Source organism: Halomonas sp. BL6 (genome assembly GCF_006228115.1).
Classification (GTDB): domain Bacteria; phylum Pseudomonadota; class Gammaproteobacteria; order Pseudomonadales; family Halomonadaceae; genus Vreelandella; species Vreelandella piezotolerans.
The window spans coordinates 26565-49259 of sequence record NZ_VDGL01000003.1 but is presented as its reverse complement, the minus strand read 5'-3'; the positions used below and the strand labels follow the sequence as shown (position 1 = coordinate 49259).

The 22695-nt window shown below is 61.2% G+C and carries 19 protein-coding genes; 10 read left to right on the top strand and 9 right to left on the bottom strand.

Annotated features, from left to right (window positions below; all coding sequences use genetic code 11):
- Positions 1 to 34 precede the first annotated feature (34 nt).
- Complete coding sequence (locus FHJ80_RS06980) at positions 35 to 166, bottom strand: entericidin A/B family lipoprotein (RefSeq protein ID WP_139526306.1); 132 nt, start codon at positions 164 to 166, stop codon at positions 35 to 37.
- A 166-nt stretch (positions 167 to 332) separates the two neighbouring features.
- Here FHJ80_RS06980 and FHJ80_RS06975 point away from each other — a divergent pair, with 166 nt between their 5' ends.
- Complete coding sequence (locus FHJ80_RS06975) at positions 333 to 752, top strand: HIT domain-containing protein (protein WP_139526305.1); 420 nt, start codon at positions 333 to 335, stop codon at positions 750 to 752.
- A gap of 2 nt (positions 753 to 754) precedes the next feature.
- On the opposite strand, the gene FHJ80_RS06970 is transcribed toward FHJ80_RS06975, so the two are convergent.
- From FHJ80_RS06970 to FHJ80_RS06955, 4 genes are read right to left on the bottom strand one after another with little or no spacing between them, the layout of a single operon-like run.
- Positions 755 to 1765, bottom strand: a complete 1011-nt coding sequence (locus tag FHJ80_RS06970; RefSeq protein WP_139526304.1) for a nickel/cobalt transporter — start codon at positions 1763 to 1765, stop codon at positions 755 to 757.
- Positions 1766 to 1824: 59 nt separating this feature from the next.
- Positions 1825 to 2496 (bottom strand): DUF1007 family protein, encoded by a 672-nt coding sequence (locus tag FHJ80_RS06965; RefSeq protein WP_139526871.1) that lies wholly within the window; start codon positions 2494 to 2496, stop codon positions 1825 to 1827.
- Complete coding sequence (locus FHJ80_RS06960) at positions 2496 to 2870, bottom strand: hypothetical protein (RefSeq protein ID WP_139526303.1); 375 nt, start codon at positions 2868 to 2870, stop codon at positions 2496 to 2498. Before FHJ80_RS06960 ends, FHJ80_RS06965 begins: the two co-directional genes overlap by 1 nt.
- Entirely contained in the window at positions 2867 to 3454 is a 588-nt protein-coding gene (locus tag FHJ80_RS06955; RefSeq protein ID WP_139526302.1) for a hypothetical protein, read from the bottom strand. The genes FHJ80_RS06960 and FHJ80_RS06955 overlap by 4 nt, the downstream gene beginning before the upstream one ends.
- Before the next feature lie 116 nt (positions 3455 to 3570).
- On the opposite strand from FHJ80_RS06955, the gene FHJ80_RS06950 reads away from it, so the two are divergent.
- Positions 3571 to 4704 carry a glycerate kinase gene (locus FHJ80_RS06950; RefSeq protein ID WP_139526301.1) on the top strand — a complete coding sequence of 378 codons (1134 nt, stop codon included), beginning with the start codon at positions 3571 to 3573 and terminating at the stop codon, positions 4702 to 4704.
- Positions 4705 to 4865: 161 nt separating this feature from the next.
- Positions 4866 to 5342 (top strand): Dps family protein, encoded by a 477-nt coding sequence (locus FHJ80_RS06945; protein WP_139526300.1) that lies wholly within the window; start codon positions 4866 to 4868, stop codon positions 5340 to 5342.
- Positions 5343 to 5448: 106 nt separating this feature from the next.
- On the opposite strand, the gene FHJ80_RS06940 is transcribed toward FHJ80_RS06945, so the two are convergent.
- Both FHJ80_RS06940 and FHJ80_RS06935 read right to left on the bottom strand, forming a co-directional pair.
- Positions 5449 to 6906: an aminoacyl-histidine dipeptidase gene (locus tag FHJ80_RS06940; RefSeq protein ID WP_139526299.1), complete on the bottom strand. Its 1458-nt coding sequence runs from the start codon at positions 6904 to 6906 to the stop codon at positions 5449 to 5451.
- A gap of 32 nt (positions 6907 to 6938) precedes the next feature.
- Positions 6939 to 9140, bottom strand: coding sequence for a tRNA(Met) cytidine acetyltransferase TmcA (locus FHJ80_RS06935; protein ID WP_139526298.1), 2202 nt, complete (start codon positions 9138 to 9140; stop codon positions 6939 to 6941).
- A gap of 331 nt (positions 9141 to 9471) precedes the next feature.
- Here FHJ80_RS06935 and dctP point away from each other — a divergent pair, with 331 nt between their 5' ends.
- From dctP to FHJ80_RS06915, 4 genes are all read left to right on the top strand, one after another.
- Positions 9472 to 10575 (top strand): TRAP transporter substrate-binding protein DctP, encoded by a 1104-nt coding sequence (dctP, locus tag FHJ80_RS06930; protein WP_139526297.1) that lies wholly within the window; start codon positions 9472 to 9474, stop codon positions 10573 to 10575.
- Positions 10576 to 10652: 77 nt separating this feature from the next.
- Entirely contained in the window at positions 10653 to 11156 is a 504-nt protein-coding gene (locus tag FHJ80_RS06925; protein ID WP_139526296.1) for a TRAP transporter small permease subunit, read from the top strand.
- Entirely contained in the window at positions 11153 to 12481 is a 1329-nt protein-coding gene (locus tag FHJ80_RS06920; RefSeq protein ID WP_196781559.1) for a TRAP transporter large permease subunit, read from the top strand. The genes FHJ80_RS06925 and FHJ80_RS06920 overlap by 4 nt, the downstream gene beginning before the upstream one ends.
- Positions 12482 to 12654: 173 nt before the next feature.
- Positions 12655 to 14355 (top strand): iron ABC transporter permease, encoded by a 1701-nt coding sequence (locus FHJ80_RS06915; protein ID WP_139526294.1) that lies wholly within the window; start codon positions 12655 to 12657, stop codon positions 14353 to 14355.
- A 25-nt stretch (positions 14356 to 14380) separates the two neighbouring features.
- Here the strand turns inward: FHJ80_RS06915 and FHJ80_RS06910 are convergent, their stop codons facing one another.
- Positions 14381 to 15478, bottom strand: coding sequence for an ABC transporter ATP-binding protein (locus FHJ80_RS06910; protein WP_139526293.1), 1098 nt, complete (start codon positions 15476 to 15478; stop codon positions 14381 to 14383).
- A gap of 237 nt (positions 15479 to 15715) precedes the next feature.
- On the opposite strand from FHJ80_RS06910, the gene FHJ80_RS06905 reads away from it, so the two are divergent.
- Positions 15716 to 16741, top strand: a complete 1026-nt coding sequence (locus FHJ80_RS06905; RefSeq protein ID WP_139526292.1) for a Fe(3+) ABC transporter substrate-binding protein — start codon at positions 15716 to 15718, stop codon at positions 16739 to 16741.
- A gap of 112 nt (positions 16742 to 16853) precedes the next feature.
- Here the strand turns inward: FHJ80_RS06905 and polA are convergent, their stop codons facing one another.
- Positions 16854 to 19619 (bottom strand): DNA polymerase I, encoded by a 2766-nt coding sequence (gene polA, locus FHJ80_RS06900; protein WP_139526291.1) that lies wholly within the window; start codon positions 19617 to 19619, stop codon positions 16854 to 16856.
- A gap of 173 nt (positions 19620 to 19792) precedes the next feature.
- On the opposite strand from polA, the gene FHJ80_RS06895 reads away from it, so the two are divergent.
- Together FHJ80_RS06895 and speA are read left to right on the top strand one after the other, a co-directional pair.
- Entirely contained in the window at positions 19793 to 20752 is a 960-nt protein-coding gene (locus tag FHJ80_RS06895; protein ID WP_139526290.1) for a homoserine kinase, read from the top strand.
- A complete protein-coding gene (gene speA / locus FHJ80_RS06890; protein ID WP_139526289.1) occupies positions 20749 to 22671 on the top strand; it encodes a biosynthetic arginine decarboxylase in 1923 nt (640 codons plus the stop codon). The genes FHJ80_RS06895 and speA overlap by 4 nt, the downstream gene beginning before the upstream one ends.
- Positions 22672 to 22695 lie beyond the last annotated feature (24 nt).

The window sequence follows — 22695 nt, the reverse complement described above, 5'->3', positions numbered from 1 at the left end:
GCACGTAAACACGACAAGCCGTTGAGGCCGAGCCTTAGCTTGCGGCGTCTTGAACGGCTTGGCCGCCTTCTTCCACGTCTTGTCCTGCTCCTGCAATGGTGTTGCAGCCCGCGAGTGCGCCTGCCGTCATGAGCAGAATAAAGCTAGTCGCCAGTAATTTTTTCATGGTGTTCTCCTTAACAGGTCATTCGACATCGGGAAGCTCCGGCGGCAGCCTTACCGCCTAGGAGTGTTTTCAGCGTAACAGATTTTAATCATTTCGCCTGTTTTCCCTGACATAATCACTGCCTGCTATGATGCTAGTCCAACCGTTTGGCTTAGGAGCACTCCGCTTGGCAACCTTCGAACTCGATTCACGCTTAGAGGCCGATACCTTTCCCCTCGCTGACCTACCGCTTTGCCGCGCTCTGCTGATGAACGATGCTCGCTACCCTTGGGTGGTGCTCGTGCCCCGCGTGGCCTCGATCAGTGAGGTATTCGAGCTGAGCCAGGCCGAGCAGGCCCAACTTTGGCAGGAGGCGACGCAGCTGGGCGCCGCCATGAAAGAGGGCTTTCAAGGCGACAAGCTCAATATTGCCACGCTAGGCAACATGGTTAGCCAGCTACATATCCATCTGGTGGTGCGCTATACCGATGACGCCAGCTGGCCCGCGCCCGTGTGGGGCAACGGCACCGCCACGCCTTACGAGCTCGACCAGCAGGGTGAGCGCCGTGAACAGCTTCTGGCGCACATCGAGAGCCTGACGCTTTAAGCTTAGCCCCCCAGCAGAGAGCTGCGCGCGGGTGGCTCGTTGAGTAATGTGCCGCTGGCGGGCTGCGCCGCACCTGCCAGCGCCAAGGAAACACCCAAGGCAATGATCACGACCCCACCAGTGAGCGCCGCCCAGCCCGCCGCTTTCTCGACCCGCTGCTGGCTCTGCTTGTGTAGCCGCTTGGTCGCCCACCCTCTAGCCACGATGCTGGCCAGGGCCAATATCGACACGGTGATACCCGTGCCCAGCGACATTGCCACCACCGATGCAACCCCCACATAAAATTGCCCCAAGAGACTTGCGGCCCCCAGCATCAGAATGGCGCCACTGCAGGGGCGCATACCGATCGCCCCAACGGTCATCAACGCCGTATGCCAATCCAGCGCCTGCGCGGGTTCGACGTGATGAGCCCCGCCACAGCAGTGGGTATGATCGTGGCTGTGGCTGTGATCGTGGCTGTGGTCATGAGAATGCGTATGTTCCATCACGGGCTCATGGCGAGCCGCATAGGCGTGGCGCAGCTGCTGCACCGCCCGCCAACAGAGCCAAGCACCCAATAGCGCTACCAGAAGAAAGCTGGCCTGTTCCACCCAAGCCACACTGCCCATGGCTTGTCGCGTCACCCAGCCTAGCCCGTGTACCAACACCGCCACCATCGCGATAGCCGTGAGGCCCTGCAGTAACGAGGCAGCAAACGAGAGCCCCAGCGCCCGGCGAGTCGCACCGCCATGGGACGCCAAATAGGTCGCCAATACCGCTTTACCATGCCCCGGCCCTGCGGCATGAAAGACGCCGTACGCAAAGCTCACGCCGAGCAGCGTGACCCACGTGGCGGTGGTGGGCGTCCGCGACAGCTCGGTAATCGCCAGGGTCAGACTACGGTGTAGCTCCCGCTGCCACGCCAACAGCTGAAGGCTAACGCTCTGTAAATTCACCTGTATGGCCCATACCAGCAGCACCACGCCCACTATCGCCACAGCGCCGATGGTAAGTTGTCGTCGGCTTAACGGCATGCCCCCTCCGCATAAAAGATATAAAGTAACACTTTATACACGACTCGCCCGATGGGCGGCTAGCGACAATCCACGCGGCCCGTTTCCGCAAAGTGGCGGCCTAACCCTGGCTCGCCCTCTTCGTCTACATCCAACAGCGCCGCCTGCATGACCCGCTCAGGGTCGGGATCGGCAGGCAAAACGCTGAGCGCGCAGTCAGGGTCGCCGTTGAGAATCAGCGCCCGAGGAGAGGGCTCGTTGTCCTCTTCCTCATGTACCATCTCGATGTAGTACGTGGGGTCGAAGACTTGGTACTCCAGCACCTGCCCGCTGAGCGCTTGGGGAGTCGCCAGCGGCAGGATGAACATAAACGTCAAACGCCCGTCTCGCGCCAGCGCGGTGTACTCGGTGACCTCGCCAAACGTCTGTGGCTCGTCGCCGATCCGCACCTCGGTAAAGTAGTGCTGAGGAGTCAAGTTATCGCGAATCTCACTGCCCAACTGATCCAGCCCCTGCTCCAGGCTCGTGCCTGGTACCTGCTGCAACTCCTCCATGACGACCAAGCTATAAAAGGGGTCCATTCGCCACGTTTGATGAAGCCCGGTGACTGCACCGTCGTCGTTGGTAATGACACGCACGCTCATGTCGATCCAGCCGTGAGGGTGGGCCTGTGCCATCGAACTGACCAACAGGCTGCCCACCAGCAGCGCTTGGCCAGTACGACGCAGCGTGGCAGGTGACCATGCATTCATCACGGCAATTCTCCTAAATTGCGCTGTAACGCCACGAGCCAGGGGTCTAGCACATAAGGGGGTATCGGCTGGCTACCGCGCAGTGCTGACACGCTGACCAGACTCCCCCCTTGAGCTTCGCTTACTTGAAGCTGAACCCGATATCCGGGCCAGCGTGCCAGGCTTGCCTCGGCGCGCCCTAAGGTCAAATCGGCGTGGCGTATCACATAGCCCTGCTCCATCATCAGTGCCACCGCCTCGCGGAAGGCTTGCTCCATTGGGGCGTTGTAGCGCAGCTCTCTGGGTTCTAACGGCTGCGTCGTGGCGCAGCCTGCCAGCCACAACGTGGTGCATAGCGTGAGGGCTGCCAATACGGTGGGACGGGACGGTGTCATGATGCCCCCTGAGGCGTGGCGGACGAATAAAAGGCTTCCTGGAAACGGCCACAAAAATCATCGTTACTGGCGCTGTAAGACTCGCGCAGCTCGCCCAGATGGTCGAAACGACGAATGTCACGAGAGATGCGCATGTGGCCATCGCGGGCCAGCAGCGATACCCGTTCCACCTCGACCGGCTGCTGACCAAACGCAGGCCCGAAGGAGCCACCCACGCCGACGCCTATCCCACGGCCAATGCCAAACCCACCAAACAGGCGGAAGCCGCTGCCGTAGCCATAGTCGTAGTCATAGCGGTCGTAGTAGCCGATGAGCTCGCGCTCCCGCGAAGCGCTGACCAGTCCAAGCTCGGTATCGGTGGTTTCCAACGAAAATCCCCAGGCTTCCAGGACGTCGATGCTTTGCGTCAAAACGTGCAGCGTTTCATCAGGCGCAGGCTGGCCGGTGGGAAGGTCGGTGGGAGGGTCGGTGGGAAAGTAGCACGCCGCCGCTGGCGCAGGCTCTGCTTGGGGCAGACGGTCGGGAACCGTTTGGCAACCTGCCAGTGCCAATAGGCAGATGATGCTAAGGGGTATGGCCTTCATGAAAAATCCTCTCGCTACCGTCATGGCTGGTGTGTCGCCAAGCAGCGCGCTAAGCTCGCCAACAGACATTAAAAGAACGACAACACGCTGAGACAACGTTTTAAGGAGGTCGTGCGATGAATGTACTGCTTTGCCCTGACAGTTTTAAGGACGCCCTAAGTGCCGACGAGGCCGCCAAAGCCATGGCAAAGGGCATCAAACGGGCAGTTCCCAGTGCCATCACACAGCTTTGCCCCCTGGCCGATGGCGGCGAAGGCAGCCTGGACGCCTTGATTGCCACCACGCGCGCCGAACGCCGCACCCTTACCGTCAAGGACGCCCTGGGACGGCCCCGCCAAGCCGCCTGGGGCTGGCTCGATGAGCAGCGTACCGCGTTTATCGAGCTGGCAGAAGCCAGCGGCTTACAGCACCTGACCCGCGACGAGCGCAACGCACTGCACACCACCACCTACGGCGTGGGCGAGCTATTTCTTGCTGCCTTGGACGCAGGCGCCACCCATGCCCTGCTGCTGCTCGGCGGCAGCGCTACCAACGACGCAGGCGCGGGTATGCTCCAAGCCCTGGGCGCCACGCTGCGGGATACCCAGGGCCAGCCGTTGCCACCCGGCGGCGCGGCGCTCCAGCAGCTGGCCACCTTGGACCTGTCGACGCTGGACCCGCGGTTGGACAACTTGCACGTAGAAGCCGCCGTGGACGTGGATAATCCGCTGCTGGGCGAACGCGGCGCCAGCGCCGTCTTCGGCCCGCAAAAAGGCGCGACGGAAGGCGATGTCGCCATACTCGACCGCGCGCTTGGCCACTTTGCCGACCTGACGGCCAAAGCGCTGGGGCGTGATGACCGAGAGCTCCCAGGGGCAGGGGCGGCAGGCGGCATGGGCTTTGCGGCGCACTGCTTTCTGAACGCCACGCTGACGCCGGGCATCGAGATGATCATGCAGCAGGCGAACGTTGACCGGTTGCTGAATGAGGCCGACGTGGTCATCACCGGTGAAGGCCGTTTGGATGGCCAGAGCCTAGCGGGCAAGACGCCGATTGGCGTCGCCCGCGCCGCTAAGCGCCAAGGCAAACCGGTGATCGTGCTGGCGGGCAGCCTGGGCGATGGCTGGCAGGCGTGTACCGACGAGGGGGTAACCGCCGCCTTTGCCCTCGCCGATGGATTGATGACGTTAGAGCAGGCGCTGCCACGCACTGCGGAGCTGCTGGCAGACCGCTGCGAAAGCATTGCGCGGCTTTGGCTCGCCTGCCGCTAAGCGCCCCTTGAAATCCTGTGATGGTGCCTGCACGTATACCTTATCCGCTATGACGGCGATGCAAAAAATCTGTTTCACCTCGCCGTTGCAGCACTCTAAGCTGAACTCGACACGAAATAGACACACGTTGAAATGCAACGCCCACCAAGGAGGAGCAGACAATGGACGATACCAATAGCATTGGTTTACACGAAGGCAGCGCCAGCCAGCTCGCCGAGAAACTCAACCACCTGCTGGCCAACTATCAGATTTTTTACATGAACGTGCGTGGCTATCACTGGAACGTGAAAGGCAACGACTTTTTCGAACTGCACGCCAAATTCGAAGAGTTCTACACCGACCTGCTGACCAAGGTCGACGAGGTCGCTGAGCGTATTTTGACCTTGGGCCACAAACCGGTTCACGCGTACAGCGATTACACCAAGCTGTCGCGCATCCAAGAAGACAAAGACGTCCACGATGGCAAGACCTGCGTGCAAGGCGTTCTGGCAGGCTATCAAACGCTGATCGAACTGCAGCGCGAACTGTTGGCGCTAGCGTCCGACGCCGATGACGAGGGCACCGCCGCCCAGGCGGGCGACTACATCCGCGAGCAGGAAAAAACCGTGTGGATGCTCAACGCCTATCTAGGCAAATAAGCGAGGCGATTGGCCGCCATCGATATCGCAGGCGGTCATCACGCTTCATCAAAAACGGCACCTCTAGGGTGCCGTTTTTGATGGTGTTGGGCATGGCGAGAGGACGTTACTTCGCCAGCGCCGCCACCAGATCGCGCAGCATGGCCCAGAACTCCGCCACGGACTCGATCTCCACCCGCTCATCCGGCGAGTGCGCGCCGCGAATCAGCGGGCCGAAGGAAATCATGTCCAAGTGCGGGTATTTGCTGCCCAAAATACCGCACTCTAGCCCCGCATGGATCACTTTCACCTCGGGCTCGTGGCCCATCAGCGACGCGTGGCGCGCCTTGAAGGTGGCCAGTAGCGGGCTATCCGGGTTGGGTGCCCAGCCGGGGTAGCCGTTTTCGACTTTCACCCGTGCGCCCATGAGCCCAAACAGCGCCTGAAAGCGCTCGGCCATCGCTTGGGCAGCGCTATCGTGCAACGAACGCACCAGGGCACAGAGATGAAAGCGACCGGCTTCGACGCTTAACACGCCCAGGTTGTTGGAGGTTTCGACTACGCCTGGCACGTCGGCGCTCATGCGCTCGACGCCGCACGGGGCGGCATGCAGCGCCGCCAGCAGCATCGCGCTGGCATCGAGCGTCAGCGGCTCGGCGTCGGCCTGCTCGGCGCGCTCGGCGGTCAATACCAGGCCGCTATCGCCACTGCCCAGCTCGGCCTTGAGGGTGGCGGCCAGCCTCTCGACGGTGGCCAGGGCGGCCTCCATATCGTCGGCGGGCAGCGCCACCTGGGCAAAGGCTTCACGGGGAATGGCGTTGCGCAGCGTGCCGCCCTGATAGCTCACTAGACGAGCATCGTACTCTTCTAGCGCCCAAAGAACGCGCACCAACAGGCGATTGGCGTTGCCCAGAGGCTGGTGAATGTCCATGCCCGAGTGGCCGCCTTTAAGGCCCGTCAGCGAGAGGGAAAGCAGTCGCTCATCGGCTTGCAGGGCGGTGCAAGGCAGCTGCGCATCGACCACCACATCGGCGCCGCCAGCACAGCCGATATACACCTCGCCACGGTCTTCACTGTCCAAATTGAGCAGCAGCGAGCCTTCCAACCAGTTCTCGGCAAGATTCAGCGCACCGCCCATGGAGGTCTCTTCTTCCAGGGTGAACAGGGCTTCGAGTGGGCCGTGGGTCAGGTCGGGGTCTTCCAGCACGGCCAATATCGCGGCCACGCCCATTCCGTTGTCCGCTCCTAGCGTCGTGCCTTCGGCGTGCAGCCAGCCCTCTTTAACCACGGTGCGAATGGGGTCGCGGGTAAAGTCATGCGCATGCCCCGCATTGGCCTGGGCCACCATATCCAGATGGCCCTGCAGTACGATTCCCGGCGCGCCTTCACAGCCAGGGGTGGCAGGCTTGCGGATACGCAGGTTGCCGAAGGCATCCTGGTCGTGGGCAAGCCCTTGCGCATCCGCCCAGGCTTCCAAGGTAGCGACCAACGCGGCCTCATGACCGGAGGGGCGCGGCGTGTTACACAGAGTACGAAAGTGCTGCCATACAAGGCGTGGCTCGAGCGCTGCTAGATGTGCGTTCATGGAAACTCTTCATTATCGATAACCGACTTACTTTACCGCTCTGGCTCACTGGGGAAAAGCTCGCACGCGGTGATCACCTGTTGCGCCGACTCGCGCAAGCGCTGCACGGCGAGGTTCTGGGTCTTGTCCAGCGGCTGGTTTTGGTAGGCCCAGGCGGCGAGCTGCTGGTGCGCCTGCTGAGCTTCGCCCAGCGGCTGTCGACTGGCTTCCCGCGCTAGCGCCTGGAGCGCGGGTCGGGCCAGCGCAGGGTCGCGACGGGCATAAGCCACGTCATGAATGGCTTGGCGCTCGGCCGTGCCGAGCGGCTGAGCGGGCAGTGCAGCGAGCAGCAGCGCCACGACCGACGCAGGCAATGCGGCCAGCTCGAAGGCCAGCAGGCTAGGCAGCGAAGCGGCAAAGCCGCTCCTCAAGGTGTCCAGCACCGCGTGCCCCTCGGGGTTGAGCGCCCTGGCGACCATCACAGCATACTCGCCGGTGGCGGCTTCGCGGGTCATGCCCAAACGGACAGGTACGAACCCTAGCGCCAGCCAAAAGCGCAGTAGCGACGCTTCCGCCCCGAAGGTGGCGCCATACAGGGACAGCCCTTGCTGGGTGGCGCTATCGATATCCTCTTCCAGGAGCTGTCGCCCCAGCCCTTCTCGGCGGCGCTGGGGATGCGTGGCAATACGCGCCACCCGCCGCCAGCGGGCGATGAGGGCCGCTCGACTGCCACCATGGGCTGCGAGCGACTGCGCCAGCAAATGCCCCTGGGGCCTGCGTTCGCCCCTGGCCACCTGGTCGGCCAGCTCGGCCGCGAAGCCGCCCTCCTCGCGGGTGACCAGAACGGCTTGCGGGTCGTCCCCGTCGCGGCTGGGTATCATGCGTAGTCCCGTGCCGGGGCCATCCAGCAGTTGGCGTAAATCGCTCGGCGTGGTGCGGTAGTGGGACTGCACCAGCAGACCAAACAGCGTTTCTAATCGTGCATCCTGACTCGCGAGCTGCGCTTGGCTGAGCACGACGCTCGCTGGCAACTCGTCTTGTGAAGGAGTTGCGTTAGGTAGCGGCGCATCCAATAAGAGCAAGCGCTGGATGAGCGCCTCCAGCGGGTCTCCGGTCGACCAGCGTATCGGCGTTTGCAGCGTTAGCTCGCGCCAGTGGGGTGCTTGGCGGTCCAATACATCGCGAAAACGCAGCGCAAAACCGCGCCCAGAGCCTTCGTAGCCATGCACCGTGGTGGCGAAGGCAATGCGCGGAAACGCCGACAGCCAGCGCCCCAACAGCGAGGCGGGAATGGCAGCGGCCTCATCGACCAGCAGCGTACTGCCACTGCCCCCCAACGTACCCTGTTCGACGAGCTCCGTTAGGACATCCGGTGGCAAAAAGCGCAACCGACTGCCGTTGGCCAGCGACACCTCGGCGGGGCCGTGGCGCTGCAGCGCCGGGCACAGCGCCGCCACACGGTTGAAGACGCTTTCCACGGCGCTTAGCCGAGGCGCGGTGAGCAGCCACTCGCCACCGTCGCTTTGCTGCAGTAGCCGTGCGCAGGCGATGCCCAGTGCGGCGCTCTTGCCCCGACCTCGGTCGGCAGTCACGACCAGCGGCCGACGCCGCTTGAGCTTGACCAGCGCGCTCACCGCCAAGGCTTGGTCCGCGGAAAGACAGTCCGCGTCTTCACTGGGCTCAGGGGCGCTTGGCCGTTTGCCCAGGATCGGCAACCGCAGTGCCCCTCCCACAGGCCAGCGCACCACCTGATTCGACGCCCTCAGCAAGCGCGCCAAACGCGCCAAATAGTGGGCACTAAAGTGCTCCCAAGGCCAGGGGTAATCGGCAAAGCGAGCGTAGTTGGGATCGGGCTGTCTACCCCAAGCCGAGGGCGTCATCAGCACCAGAAGACCGCCCGCACTCACCGTCCCCGCCAGCGCGCCCAGCGCATCGGGATCCAGCCCTTCGTGGCCACTGGCATCGAGAATCACGAGCTGGTGCTCGGCCCCCAGCCGGGTACGCGCTTTACGGCTAGATAAACTGGCTGAGACAGGGGCCTGTTGGGCATCGCCTACCCACAGTGGCGTCTGCCAGTCGGCGGCCTGCCACAGCGCCAACGCTTGCTGACGGGCCTGCTCCGGCACACCGCTTAACCACACCAGTCCGCGCCAGCCCCGCTGCTTTAAACGGCGGGCATGGCAGATGAGCGTGGCGGCGTCTCTGTCGATGCGTTCGCGGGATAAGGTGGGCTCGGCGTGGCGTGACCCGCTCATAGCGACTCCTTAGGCAAGAATTCTCTTACAACTTTGGTTGAACAAACCCGGGCTTTTCAACGTTTTCTCACCCCTCAAGACGGGGTAAAGATCGTAGAAGTACCTTTTAAAGCAATGTTTTAACGGCTTTTTCCACATTATCTCTGCGATGGCTGTCGCGTTAACTTCCTTGATTTACTGATATTGCGCTGCAGCGGGTGGAGTGTGCTAGCTTAGCGATGCAGCGCAGCGTTGTTTTACTTTACGTAAACGTCAGCATGCTGCTGTACTTTCCTGCTTTCAGGTCTCCAACACTAATAACGCTAACCGCCAAAGTACCAGGAAACATACAATGAAAAAGACCACAAAATTCGCACTCACCAGCCTTGCCGCTGGCGTCGCCTTCGCCGCCCTCACGTCTACCGCTCAAGCGCAGGAGCAGTGGACCATGACCACCACGTGGCCGGAGAACCTCGACCTGATCAAGATCGATCAGCACTGGGCCGAGCTGGTCAACCAACTGGCGGGCGATGAAGTCCAAATCAATTTCCGCGCAGGCGGCACCTTGATGCCGGGCACCGAGGTATTCGATGCGACCGAAACCGGTGCGATTCAAGCCGCAGGCGACTGGCCCGGCTACTGGGCGGGTCTGAACCCGGCGTTCTCGCCGCTGGCCACCACCACCAGTTTGTTCAACGGTGTCGATTATCTGAACTGGATCCAACAGTGGGGCGGCTTCGAGCTCTACCAAGAGATCTACGGCCAGTACAACATGGTGTACCTGCCCTACGGCATCACCAACAACGAATCGGGTTTCATGGGCCGCACGCCCATCGAGAGCATCGCCGACCTAGAAGGCAAGCGCCTGCGTCTCTCTGGCCGTGACCAGGGCCGCGTACTCGAAGAGCTGGGCGGTTCCCAAGTCACGCTGGCCGGTGGTGAAGTATACCAAGCCATCGAGCGTGGGGTGATCGACGCAGGTGAGTTCTCCACCCCTGGCGTTGACTTCAATGCAGGCTTTGCCGAAGTCGCCGACTACTGGGCGACCCCCGGCTGGCACCAGTCAGCGAGCGTGTTCGGCGTCATGATCAATAAAGACGCGTGGGATGCCCTCTCCGAAGAGACCCAGGCCAAACTGCGTATTGCCGCCGAAGCCACCATGGCGTGGTCACTCTCCTGGTCCGAGCGCGAGTCCACCGAAGCGACTCAGAAGTTCATCGACGCGGGCGTGACCATCAACCAGTTCTCGGAAGAGGATCTGGCGCGCATCCAGGAGATCACCAACGAGGTCATCGTACGCGGCGCCTGTGAGAATCCAGACCATGCCAAGGTCTACCACTCCATGATCACCTACCTGCAAGAGTACGCCGCATGGCGTGATGTGACGGCCCCCTTCAACATGAGCCGTACCATGGACAACCTCCCCTCACTGGAAGAGATCGAAGCCTGCTTATAAGGCACTCACTATAAAAGCGTAACATGGCCGCCCCTCCCCTTGTCGGGGCGGCCTTAGCTCAGTTGCGGAGATCTTCCATGAATGCGATTGCCAAGGCGATCGATGCGATTAACGAGCTGTTTGGCCGCATCATTGCGCCGTTAATTGCCATCATTACTCTTATCGTGCTTTACGACATCGTGTCGCGCTTTTTCTTTGGTCGCCCCAGCGACTGGGCGTTCGATGTGACGAAGATGCTGTTTGGCGCCCACTTCATGCTCATGGCCGCCTACGGGCTGCGCCATCACGCCCACGTGGAAGTCGACGTGGTGAAACGGCTGCTATCCCGTAAAAAGCAGGCCGTGCTGGATCTCATTGGGTATTTGGTCTTTTTCGTCCCGTTCATTTGGCTGCTGCTGACCTACGGCTGGGCCTTTTTCGAGCGCTCCTTCAGCCGTGGCGAAACGACTTACGGCATGGTCTCGATTCCCGTTTACCCGGTGAAAGGGGTCATCGTCGTGGCCGCTGCGCTGATTTTGCTGCAGGCGATTGCCATCGTCCTACGCGCCATCATGCAACTGCGTGAGGAGACATCCGCATGAGTGCAGAACTACTAACGCTGGTGATGTTTGGCGGACTGCTGGTCGGGCTATTCATGGGGCACCCATTGGCGTTCGTACTGGGCGGTATGGCGGTCATCGGCGCGTATCTAGGCCCCGGTATCAATACCCTGGGCATCATCATCAACAACGTCTATGGCAACGCCATGGACAACTACGTGCTGGTCGCCATTCCACTGTTCATTTTGATGGCGCGCTTTCTCAACGACTCCGGCGTCACGGAGAAGATGTTCGACGCCATGCGACTACTGTTGGCCAACGTACGCGGTGGCCTGGCGCTAACCGTGGTCGTGGTCTCGGTACTGCTGGCCGCCACCACCGGCATCGTCGGGGCGTCCATCGCCGTCATGGGGATGATCGCGCTGGTGCCGATGCTGAAGTATGGCTACAACAAAGAGCTCAGCGCGGGCGTGATCATGGCGAGCGGCTGTCTAGGCATTTTGATTCCGCCCAGCATCATGCTGATTTTGATGGCCAGCTACTCGCCCGTATCGGTGGGCGCGCTGTTTGCCGGAGCGCTGGTGCCCGGCCTGCTGTTGGGGGTGATGTACGCTCTATACGTGGTGCTGATCTGCTGGCTGAAACCCAGCTACGGCCCCAAAGTGCCGAAAGAAGAGCGCGCCGAGGTCAGCACCAAAGCGCTGCTGATCATGCTGGGTAAATACGTCGTACCGCCGATGTCGCTGATCCTGGGCGTGCTCGGTGCTCTATTTACCGGGATCGCCACCGCGACCGAGGCCTCGGCGATTGGCGTGTTTATCGCCTTCTTGCTGTTCTTGATCTTTGGCGACCGTAAGCTCTCGACTTGCTACAACACGCTGATCGAAGCGGGCAAAACCACCACCATGGTGATGCTGGTACTGGTGGGCGCCACGGCGTTTACCGGCGTGTTCTCCATTGGTGGCGGTATGACGGTGATCAGCGACTTCGTCCTGGCCATGCCGGGTGGCACCTTTGGTGCGCTGCTTCTAATGCTGTTCCTGGTCTTCATTTTGGGTATGTTCCTGGATTGGACCGGCATCGTACTGCTGAGCTTCCCGATCATGCTGCCCATCATCGCCCAAATGGGCGTCGACGTATTGTGGTTCGTGGTGATGGTGGCCGTGGTGCTGCAAACCTCCTTCCTAACCCCGCCATTTGGCTATGCGCTGTTCTATCTAAAAGGAGTGGCGCCGCCTGGGGTCGAGATCGTCGATCTCTATAAAGCGGTGGTGCCGTTCGTCATCATCATCCTTTTGGCGTGTATCTTGATGTCGATCTTCCCCGGCTTGATTACCGGCCTGCCGAGCCTGATGGTCGGTTACTGACCGCGTCATTTTCGGTACCACACATCCCTTCGCGCTGCGGAGGGATTTTTTTTGCCTGTCGATGTGACGGCAGGAATGCTGGCTGCACCCTGTCAGCCCAGGTGATACTATTTGCAGCCGCTATCTTTTCGCATTGACGAGCCACGCTGCCTCTCGTCCTAGGAGTTCACGACGTGTCTACGCCTGCTCGCCGCTCACCCACGGCTCTGCTGTCAGGTTTCGCCTCGCGCTTTACGCTGTCGCTCAGCCCTTGGTCAGTGACGCTGTTCTTGATTGCGCTGATCGTGGCGCTGCCCATCTTAGTCGTACTCGCGCATATCGTGATGCCCACCGAAGGCGTTTGGCAGCACTTGGCCAGTACCGTTTTACCGCGCTATCTTTCCAACACGTTTTGGCTGGTACTGTGGGTCGGGCTAGGCACCTTGGTGATCGGCACCGGCACCGCCTGGCTGGTGGTCATGTGTCGCTTTCCCGGCAAGCGTCTGTTCGAGTGGGCGCTTCTACTGCCGCTGGCCGTGCCGACGTACGTGATCGCCTACGCCTACACCGACTTTCTACAGGTGGCCGGGCCGCTACAAAGCCTGCTGCGGGAGTGGTTCGACTGGCAGGTGGGCGACTACTACTTCCCCAACGTGCGCTCGTTGGGCGGTGCCGCCACGCTAATTACCTTCGTGCTCTACCCCTATGTCTACCTGCTGGCCCGTGCCACCTTTTTAGAACAATCGGTGTGTGTGCTGGATGTGGGACGAACATTGGGGCGAGGCCCCTGGCGGCTGTTTGCCAGCGTGGCGCTGCCGTTGGCGCGCCCGGCGCTGGTAGGCGGCGTCTCGCTGGTCTTGATGGAAACCCTCAATGAGTTCGGCGCGGTCCAGTTCTTTGGCGTGGATACCTTCACCACGGGTATTTACCGCACCTGGTTTGGCCTGGGTGAGCCGATTGCTGCGGCCCAGCTTGCCGCCTGCCTGCTGACCTTCGTGATCGCCTTCGTGCTGCTGGAGCGCTGGTCGCGGGGTAAGCGCCGCTACTTCCACACCACCAACCGCTATCAACAGTTGCCTGAGTACCGGTTGCACGGCTGGCACGCCGTCGGGGCGACGCTGGCCTGCCTGTTACCGATCACCGTTGGCTTCTTGCTGCCCAGCGGCATTCTGTTGGAAATGGCGATCACCACCGGGGACCGGCTGTTCGGTACGCGCTTCATCGGCTTTGCCATGAACAGCCTGAGCCTCGCGACGGTTGCAGCGCTGATTGCCGTGGGGCTAGCGGTGCTGCTGAGCTACGGCGTGCGGCTGCACGACTCCCCCAGCGCGCGGCTGTTTACCCGCATCGCGGCCATGGGCTACGCCATTCCGGGGTCGGTGGTGGCCGTGGGGATTTTGATTCCGTTTGCCTGGCTAGATAATGCCATTAATACCTGGCTGCACACCCATTACGACACCATCATCGGGCTAGTCTTCAGCGGCACGGCGTTCATATTGATTTACGCTTACGTCGTGCGCTTTCTGGCCGTCTCGTTCAACGCGGTCGAGGCAAGCTTGGGCAAGGTCACCCCGAGCATGGACGCCGCCTCACGTACACTGGGACAAACCGCTGGAGGGACGCTACGGCGCATTCATACGCCGCTGATGCGCAGCAGCCTGCTGGCGGCTGGCATTCTGGTGTTCGTGGATGTGATGAAGGAGCTGCCCGCCACGATCATTCTCCGCCCGTTCAACTTCGATACCCTGGCGGTGCGCGCCCATAGCTTGGCGTCCGACGAACGCTTGGCGGAGGCCTCCACGGCCTCGTTAACCATCGTGGTGGTGGGTATTTTGCCGGTGATCCTTCTTAGCTTGGCGATGCGCCGGGCGCGCCCGGGCAGCCAAGCCGAGTAAGCGGACGCCTTACAAAACAAGGCGCTTAACGCGGAAAGATAAACACCTGGGAGTGGTCGAGGTCGATATCGATCGGCTGTCCCTCTTGGGGGAGGAAAACACCCGGCACACGGGCGTGGAGGTGTGCCTCCTGGCCCTTTGCGCCGTGGGCGCAGAGGTGAATCAAACTCGTGCGGCCGAGCAGCTTTGCCATCACCACATGGCTGTGGCTATGAGCGTCGGCCGGCAGATCGCGCTCTTTGATGCGCAGCGCCTCAGGGCGAATCATCACCTGCGCGGCGCTGCCTTCGGGCAGCCAGCTTGCGTCCACGGGCCCCACCGGCGTTTGCACGACACCGCCTTTTACCACGCCCTCGAGCTCGTTGACTTCACCGAAAAACGTCACGACGAACGGGTCGACCGGGGCGCAGTACAGCTCTCGCGGCGTGCCCGTCTGCACGATCCTACCATCGCGCATCAGGGCGATGCGGTCGGCCATGAACATCGCCTCTTCCGGGTCGTGGGTAACCAGCAGCGTCGCAGACCCCAGCTTTTTCAACACGTGCAGCGTATCGTCGCGAATCCGATCACGTAGCCGGGCATCCAGGCTAGAGAAGGGCTCATCCAATAACATCAATTTTGGGGTGGGCGCCAGGGCGCGAGCCAGCGCCACCCGCTGCTGCTGGCCACCCGAGAGCATATGGGGGTAAGTCTCGGCGTAATCGGCCATGCCCAGCTGTGCCAATAGCTCCAGCGCTCGGGCGCGGCGCTGGCCAGAGGGCAGATGCTTCAAACCAAAAGTGACGTTTTCCAGCACGCTCAAGTGCGGAAAAAGGGCAGAGTCTTGAAACGCCAGCCCGACATTGCGCTTCTCCGGCGGCACATGACGTCTACCGGGAGCAGCGATGGCCTGCCCTTCTAGACTGACGGTGCCCTCTTGAACCACTTCGAGCCCTGCGGCGATGCGCAGTAGCGTGGTTTTACCGCAGCCAGACGGGCCAAGCAAACAGACCACCTCGCCCTGGGCGATATCGAGATCGATGCCCTTAACGACGTGATTGGCTGCAAACGTATGCTGCACACCGCGCAGCGATAGCGCCGATGCGGGCGCAGCCACCTCAGAAAGGGACACTGTTGCCGTCATTCGTTCACCCATGAGTTGTTCGCAACATAGCGCTGAGCATATGGATATTGCAAACACGGTTGAAAGGTATTTGCATTCTATTTTCTATCAACGAGAGATGCACGTCTTGCGCGGACCCGCCTGACATAAAAAGGGATGCGTGTCATTACCATTTCACTTGACGTGTGTTGAACAAGACGTTTCAATAGCCTACGGCGCTAATGCAACTTATTATCATAAACATTCAGGATGCTATTTATGAAAAAGGCACGTCTCTCGGCTTCCGTTGCCGCCATCATGGCCGGCTCCGCGTTTGCCAGCAGCGCACTCGCTAACGAAGTCAACATCTACTCTGCTCGTCATTACGACTCTGATGAAATTCTCTACCAAGCGTTCACCGACGAAACGGGTATTGAAGTCAACGTGCTGGAAGGCGACGCCAACCAGCTAATGGAGCGTATGCAGCGTGAGGGCGTGGCCAGTCCTGCTGACGTCATGTTGACCGTCGATGCGGGCAACCTGTGGCGTGCCGAGCAAGATGGCCTGTTCCAGAGCGTCGAATCCGAGGTACTCAACGAGCGCCTGCCGGCCTCCATGCGTCATCCGGAAGGCATGTGGTTTGGCTTTAGCCAGCGTGCGCGGGTCATTTTCTACAACCGCGAAAACTTCGACCCGAGCCAGATCGCCACGTACGAAGACCTGGCCGATCCACAGTTCGAAGGCCAAGTGTGCATTCGCTCGTCCAATAACATTTACAACCAGTCTCTGCTGGCGTCGATGATCGAGCACCACGGCGAAGAGGGCGCGCAAGAGTGGGCCCAGGGCGTCGTGAATAACATGGCTCGCGACCCAGAAGGCGGTGACACGGATCAGATTCTCGGCGTTGCCAGCGGTGAGTGTAACCTCGCCGTCGCCAACCACTACTACTACGTGCGTCTGCTGCACTCTGACGATGCCGCCGAGCGTGAAGCCGCACGCAAAGTAGGCGTGATCTTCCCCAACCAGGATGACCGTGGCACCCACGTGAACGTGGGCGGTGCAGGCTTGGTTGCCAACGCTCAAAACCCAGAAAACGGTATTCGCTTCCTGGAGTTCCTGGCCTCCGACGAAGCGCAGGAAGTGCTGGCCGAGCGTAACTACGAGTTCCCGGTGGTCGAGGGCGTGAAGAAAAACCCGGTGCTGGAGTCTTGGGGCGATTTCGCCAAAGACGACATCAACATCAGCATCCTGGGTGAGAACAACCCGGAAGCGGTACGTATCTTCGACCGCGTTAGCTGGCGTTAAGCGCGGCTTGGGCACCCGCTTTTGAAGCCGGTGCTTAAGTAACGCACTCAACACAACCCCCGCAGCGACCGCTGTGGGGGTTGTGTGTTATTGGCGAGTGCTCTCTCGTTCGTTAGTGAGCTTCATCCCAATTCGCGCCGCTTTGCGCTTCTACAATCAGCGGGACGTTGAGCGATGCCGCCGCCTGCATGCGCGCCTGCACCTGCTCGATAAAGCGATCTACCTGGGCCTCGGCCACTTCGAACACCAGTTCATCGTGTACCTGCATGACCATCAGTGCATCGAACTCTCCCTCCGCTAGCAACGTATCTACGTCGATCATCGCCTGCTTGATGATATCCGCCGCCGTGCCCTGCATGGGCGCGTTGATCGCCGTACGCTCGGCGCCTTGTCGTCGGCTGCGGTTTTGTGAGTGGATCTCTGGCAGGTAAAGCCGCCGTCCCATCACGGTTTCGACGAAGCCATCTTCCGCCGCCTGGGTACGAATACGGTCCATATAGCGGGCCACACCGGGGTAGCGGTCGAAGTAACGGTCGATGTAGGTTTGCGCCTGGTTACGGTCAATGTGCAGCTGGCGAGAGAGCCCCCAGGCACTCATGCCGTAGATCAAGCCAAAGTTGATGGCTTTCGCACTGCGCCGCTGGTCGGCGGAGACCTTGTCCAGCGAGGTGCCGAAGACTTCCGCCGCCGTCGCGGTGTGGATATCGCGCCCTTCGGCAAACGCCTCTAGCAGCCCTTTGTCTTCAGATAGATGCGCCATGATGCGCAGCTCGATCTGCGAGTAGTCCGCTGCGACGATGCGGTAGCCAGGGCGCGCCACGAACGCCTGGCGAATCTTGCGCCCCTCCTCGGTGCGGATGGGAATGTTCTGCAGGTTGGGGTCCGACGACGACAGCCGCCCGGTCGCCGTGACCGCCTGGTGATAGCTGGTGTGAACCCGCCCCGTCGTCTTGTTGAGCAGGCGCGGTAGCTTATCGGTGTAGGTGGATTTCAGCTTGGCCAGGCCACGGTGCTGCATGATGACTTTAGGCAGCGGGTAGTCTAGCGCCAGCTCTTCGAGTACCGCTTCCGCCGTGGAGGGCGCGCCTTTGGGCGTTTTCTTGATCACCGGGATTTTCTGCTCGTCGAACAGAATCTGCCCTAACTGCTTGGGCGAGCCCAGATTGAACTCGCGGCCCGCCAGCTCGAAGGCCTCGCTCTCTAACTCACGGATACGCTGTTCGAGCTGCTGGCTCTGTTCGTGAAGGCGCTCTGCATCGAGGGCAACGCCATTGCGCTCGATGCGCGACAGCACGTTGATCAGCGGCAGTTCGAGGTGGTCGAGCACCTCGGCCAAACGCCCTTCCCGTTCGACCTGCGGGCGCAACGACTCTTGTAGGCGCAGGGTGATGTCGACGTCCTCACAGGCGTAAGGCGCCGCCTGCTCCAGGGCGATCTGGTTGAAGGTGAGCTGCTTGGCCCCTTTGCCTGCGATCTCTTCGAAGGAAATGGTTTTCTCACCCAGGTACTTCAACGCCAGCGAGTCCATATCGTGACGCGTGGCGGTGGAGTTGAGCACGTAAGAGGCCAGCATGGTGTCCGCCAGCGGCCCCACGACATGAATGTCCACGTTGGCGAGCACGGAGATATCGTACTTCAGGTTCTGGCCAATCTTGGTCTTGGCAGGATCTTCCAGTAGCGGCTTCAACGCCTGGAGAACCGTGTGGCGGTCCAACTGGGCCGGGGCGTCCAGATAATCATGAGCCAACGGAATATAGGCGGCCTCGCCTGCCTTCAATGCAATCCCCACGCCGACGATATCGGCATCCATATAGTTCAGGCTGGTGGTTTCCAGATCGAAGCAGAAGCGTTCGGCTTCGTTGAGCCGTTCGAGCCACGCCTCCAGCTCGGCCTGCTCGGTAATCACATGGTCGTGGCGCTCGGTCGGCGCCGTCTCCGTCGCGCTGTCGGCTGCTTCCGAGACGGGCTCACCGCCTGCCACATCGTCCACGCCTTCGTCGTTACCTTCCAGCAGCTCGGCGAGCCACTGTTTGAACTCCATCTGTTTGTACAGCTCGACCAGCGCTTCGCGGTCCGGGTGGGCAATGTCCAAATCATCCAATCCCACGGGCAAGTCGCAGTCGGTTTTGATGGTGGCCAGCTGATAAGAGAGAAAGGCCTGCTCCCGATGCTCTTCCAGTTTTTTGGGTAACGTTTTCGCGCCACGGAAACCGAGGGTGGTCACGCGTTCTAAATCGCCATAAATCGTGTCCAAACCGCCGCCCATACCTTGCAGCAGACCGATGGCGGTTTTTTCGCCCACCCCAGGCACGCCGGGGATGTTATCCACCTTGTCGCCCATCAGCGCGAGGAAGTCGATGATCAGTGCGGGAGGAAGGCCAAACTTCTCCTCCACGCCCGCTTCATCGAGGGTTTCCTCTTTCATGGTGTTGACCAGCGTGATGTGACCGTTCACCAGTTGGGCCATGTCCTTATCGCCGGTGGAGATCACCGCGTCGCGGCCAGCCTGAGTGGCGTGGTGCGCCAACGTGCCGATCACGTCATCCGCCTCGACCCCTTCGATGCACAGCAGCGGCAGGCCGAGTGCTTTGACACAGGCGTGCAGCGGTTCGATTTGGCTGCGAAGGTCGTCCGGCATGGGCGGACGATGGGCCTTGTAATCGCTGTACAGCTCATCGCGGAAGGTTTTACCCGGCGCGTCGAACACCACCGCCATGGGGCTATCGGGGTAGTCTTTCATCAGCCGTTTGAGCATGTTCAGTACGCCCTTCACGGCCCCGGTCGGCTGACCGTTAGAGGTCGTTAGCGGCGGCAGCGCATGAAACGCGCGGTAGAGGTACGAAGAGCCATCGACGAGCACGATTGGGGCACGGGCCATAACCAAATTCCATAGTCAGCAAAACGGTAAGGATGTCTGCTCTCTATGATACGCGTTCAACGCCGGGCCTGCAGAAAAGAGCCGTAAAACACGAGGCGCATCGCCACACAACGCTGCCAACTCGTGCGGCAAGCCGCTACAATAATGGGCTTAGCAACCTGGGCGAGATCCTCATGGCAGTATTCACCCCGCTTAGCGACGCACAGGTCGCCGCGTTTTTGGAAAAATTCGATGTTGGCAGCTTTGTCGCACTTCAGGGTGTGGCCGGCGGCACGGAGAATTCGACGTTTTTCGTGACCACCGACCGCCGCGAGCTGGTGCTCACCCTGTTCGAACAGGGCGAGCACGAAGAGCTGCCGTTTTTCGTGGAACTGCTCGACTACCTAGACGAGCACCGCCTGCCGGTACCGGGCACCATTCACGACCGTGAGGGCGTTGCCCTACATAGCTTGGCGGGCAAGCCCGCGCTACTGTTCCCGCGCCTACCGGGCAAACACCCCAGCGCCCCCAACTTGGCGCAGTGTCATGCGCTGGGCACTACTCTTGGTCAACTGCATAAAGTGTCGCAACGGTTTCCTGGGCACCGCCCCAACCCCCGCGACCTGCACTGGCTGCGAGCGGTCCACCATAAGGTGCTCACCTACATCAGCCCCGACGATCAGACGCTGATGAAAAACGAAGTCGACGATGTCGAGAGCGAGTTCCATCAGCACGGCGCGCTGCCCCAGGGGGCGCTGCACGGCGACCTGTTCCGCGACAATACGCTGTACGAAGGCGACAGCCTCGGCGGCATCATCGATTTCTACAACGGCTGCACTGGCGACCTGCTGTTCGATCTCGCCATCGTAATCAACGACTGGGCCTCCAATGAGGATGGCTCGCTGAATGCCGAGCGCTACCATGCGATTTTGAGCGCCTACCAAGCACGTCGTCCGCTTACCGAGACCGAGCGCACCCTGTGGCCGACCATGCTGCGGATGACGGCTCTGCGCTACTGGCTGTCGCGGCTTCTGGTGGTGTATGTCGACCCGCCGGCCCACGACTTGACTCCCCATGACCCCGAACGCTTCCGCGTGATTCTCAAGGCACGCATCGCGTGGGGCGCACTTCCCATTCCAGAGGCATCTTCATGAGTGACATGGCAACGAGCAGTAGCCCCGCCGTGCGTGCCCGCCGCACGTGGAACATGGACCAGTGGGGCAGCGGTTACTTCGACGTCGACGACCACGGCCAAGCCCTGGTGCGCCCACTCGGCAGCGATGCGGAAGGCCCTGCGCTGCCCATCAGCGCGCTGGTCCGCCAGCTGCAAAGCGCCGGGCTGCGCCTGCCGGTACTGGTGCGCTTTAGCGACATTCTCCACGACCGCGTCGAGCAGCTCTGCGGTGCCTTCGATGCCGCCATGCGGGACGTGGACTACCAAGGCGGCTATACCGCCGTTTACCCCATCAAAGTGAACCAGCAGCGCCGCGTCGTGGAGGAGATTTTGGCGACCTCCGAGCGCGGTAACGGCCGCGTCGGCCTGGAAGCCGGAAGCAAGCCGGAGCTGCTGGCAGTGTTGGCGCTGTCGGATGGCGGCTCGTCACTGATCGTGTGCAATGGTTATAAAGACCGCGAGTACGTGCGCCTGGCGCTGCTGGGCGAGAAGCTCGGCCACAAAGTGTACCTCGTGGTGGAGAAACTCTCCGAGCTGGCGCTGATTCTCGAGGAGGCCCGCGAGCTGGACGTGACGCCGCGCATTGGCCTGCGAGCACGCCTGTCCTCGGTGGGTAAAGGGAAGTGGCAGAACACGGGCGGCGAGAAATCGAAGTTCGGCCTCACCGCCAGCCAGATTTTGGAAGTGGTCGACACCCTGCGCGTCGAAGATGCCTTGGCGAGCCTGCAGCTCGTGCACTTCCATCTAGGCTCGCAGATCGCCAACATTCGCGACATTCAGCGCGGCCTGCGCGAATGCGCCCGCTTTTATCAGAATCTAATGAGTCTGGGCGCGCCCATCGACACCGTCGACGTCGGTGGCGGCTTGGGCATCGACTACGAAGGCACCCGCTCGCGCAGCTACTGCTCGGCGAACTACTCCATGCAGGAGTACGCCCGCAACGTGGTCAGCGCGTTCTCCCAGCTCTGCCAGGAGGCTGACCTGCCCCAGCCGCACTTGATCAGCGAATCGGGCCGCTCGCTCACCGCCCACCACGCAGTGCTGATCACCAACGTGATCGGCGAAGAGCGTGTCAACGACACGCCGCCAGAGCGGGCAACGCAAGAGCAGGACCCGCAGGTCGAAGAGCTGTGGCGGGTGTTCGACCAGTTGGCCGAGACCCAAGAACCGCGGGTGCTGGTCGAGGCGTGGCACGATCTGTTGCAGGCAGTTAGCGAGCTACACGACCGTTTCGTTCTGGGTCTGAGCAGCATCAACGCCCGTGCCGAGGGCGAACGCCTTTACATGGCCGCCTGCACGCGCCTGCGCGGTAAGCTGGATACGCGCAATCGCGCTCACCGCGAGATCATGGACGAGCTGGCCGAAAAGCTCGCCGACAAGCTGTTCGTCAACTTCTCGCTGTTCCAGTCGGTGCCGGACGTATGGGGCATCGAGCAGATCTTCCCCGTGCTGCCTCTCACCGGTTTGGACAAAGCGCCGACTCGCCGTGCGGTGATTCAGGACATCACCTGCGATTCCGATGGGCGTATCGATAGTTACGTGGATGGACAAGGGGTAGAAAGCACTCTGCCGCTACCCGAGTGGGCCAACGATGACGAGCGCTGGCTGGGCTTCTTCCTAGTAGGAGCGTACCAAGAGATTCTCGGAGACCTACATAACTTGTTCGGCGACACCGACTCCGTCGATGCGGCGCTCAGCGCTGACGGCGAGTGGGTGCTCTCTAACCCCCAGGCGGGCGACACAGTGGCCAACGTACTGGCTTACGTCAATTTCGATGCCCGCGTACTGAAACAGAAGCTCACCGAGCAGCTGGTCACGAGCGGTTTCTCTCAGGAGGAGCAGGCGCACTTTGCCGCTAGCCTGACCGAAGGCCTCGAGGGCTACACCTACCTGGAGTAGCCCCTCTGGTTCAATGTGTATAAG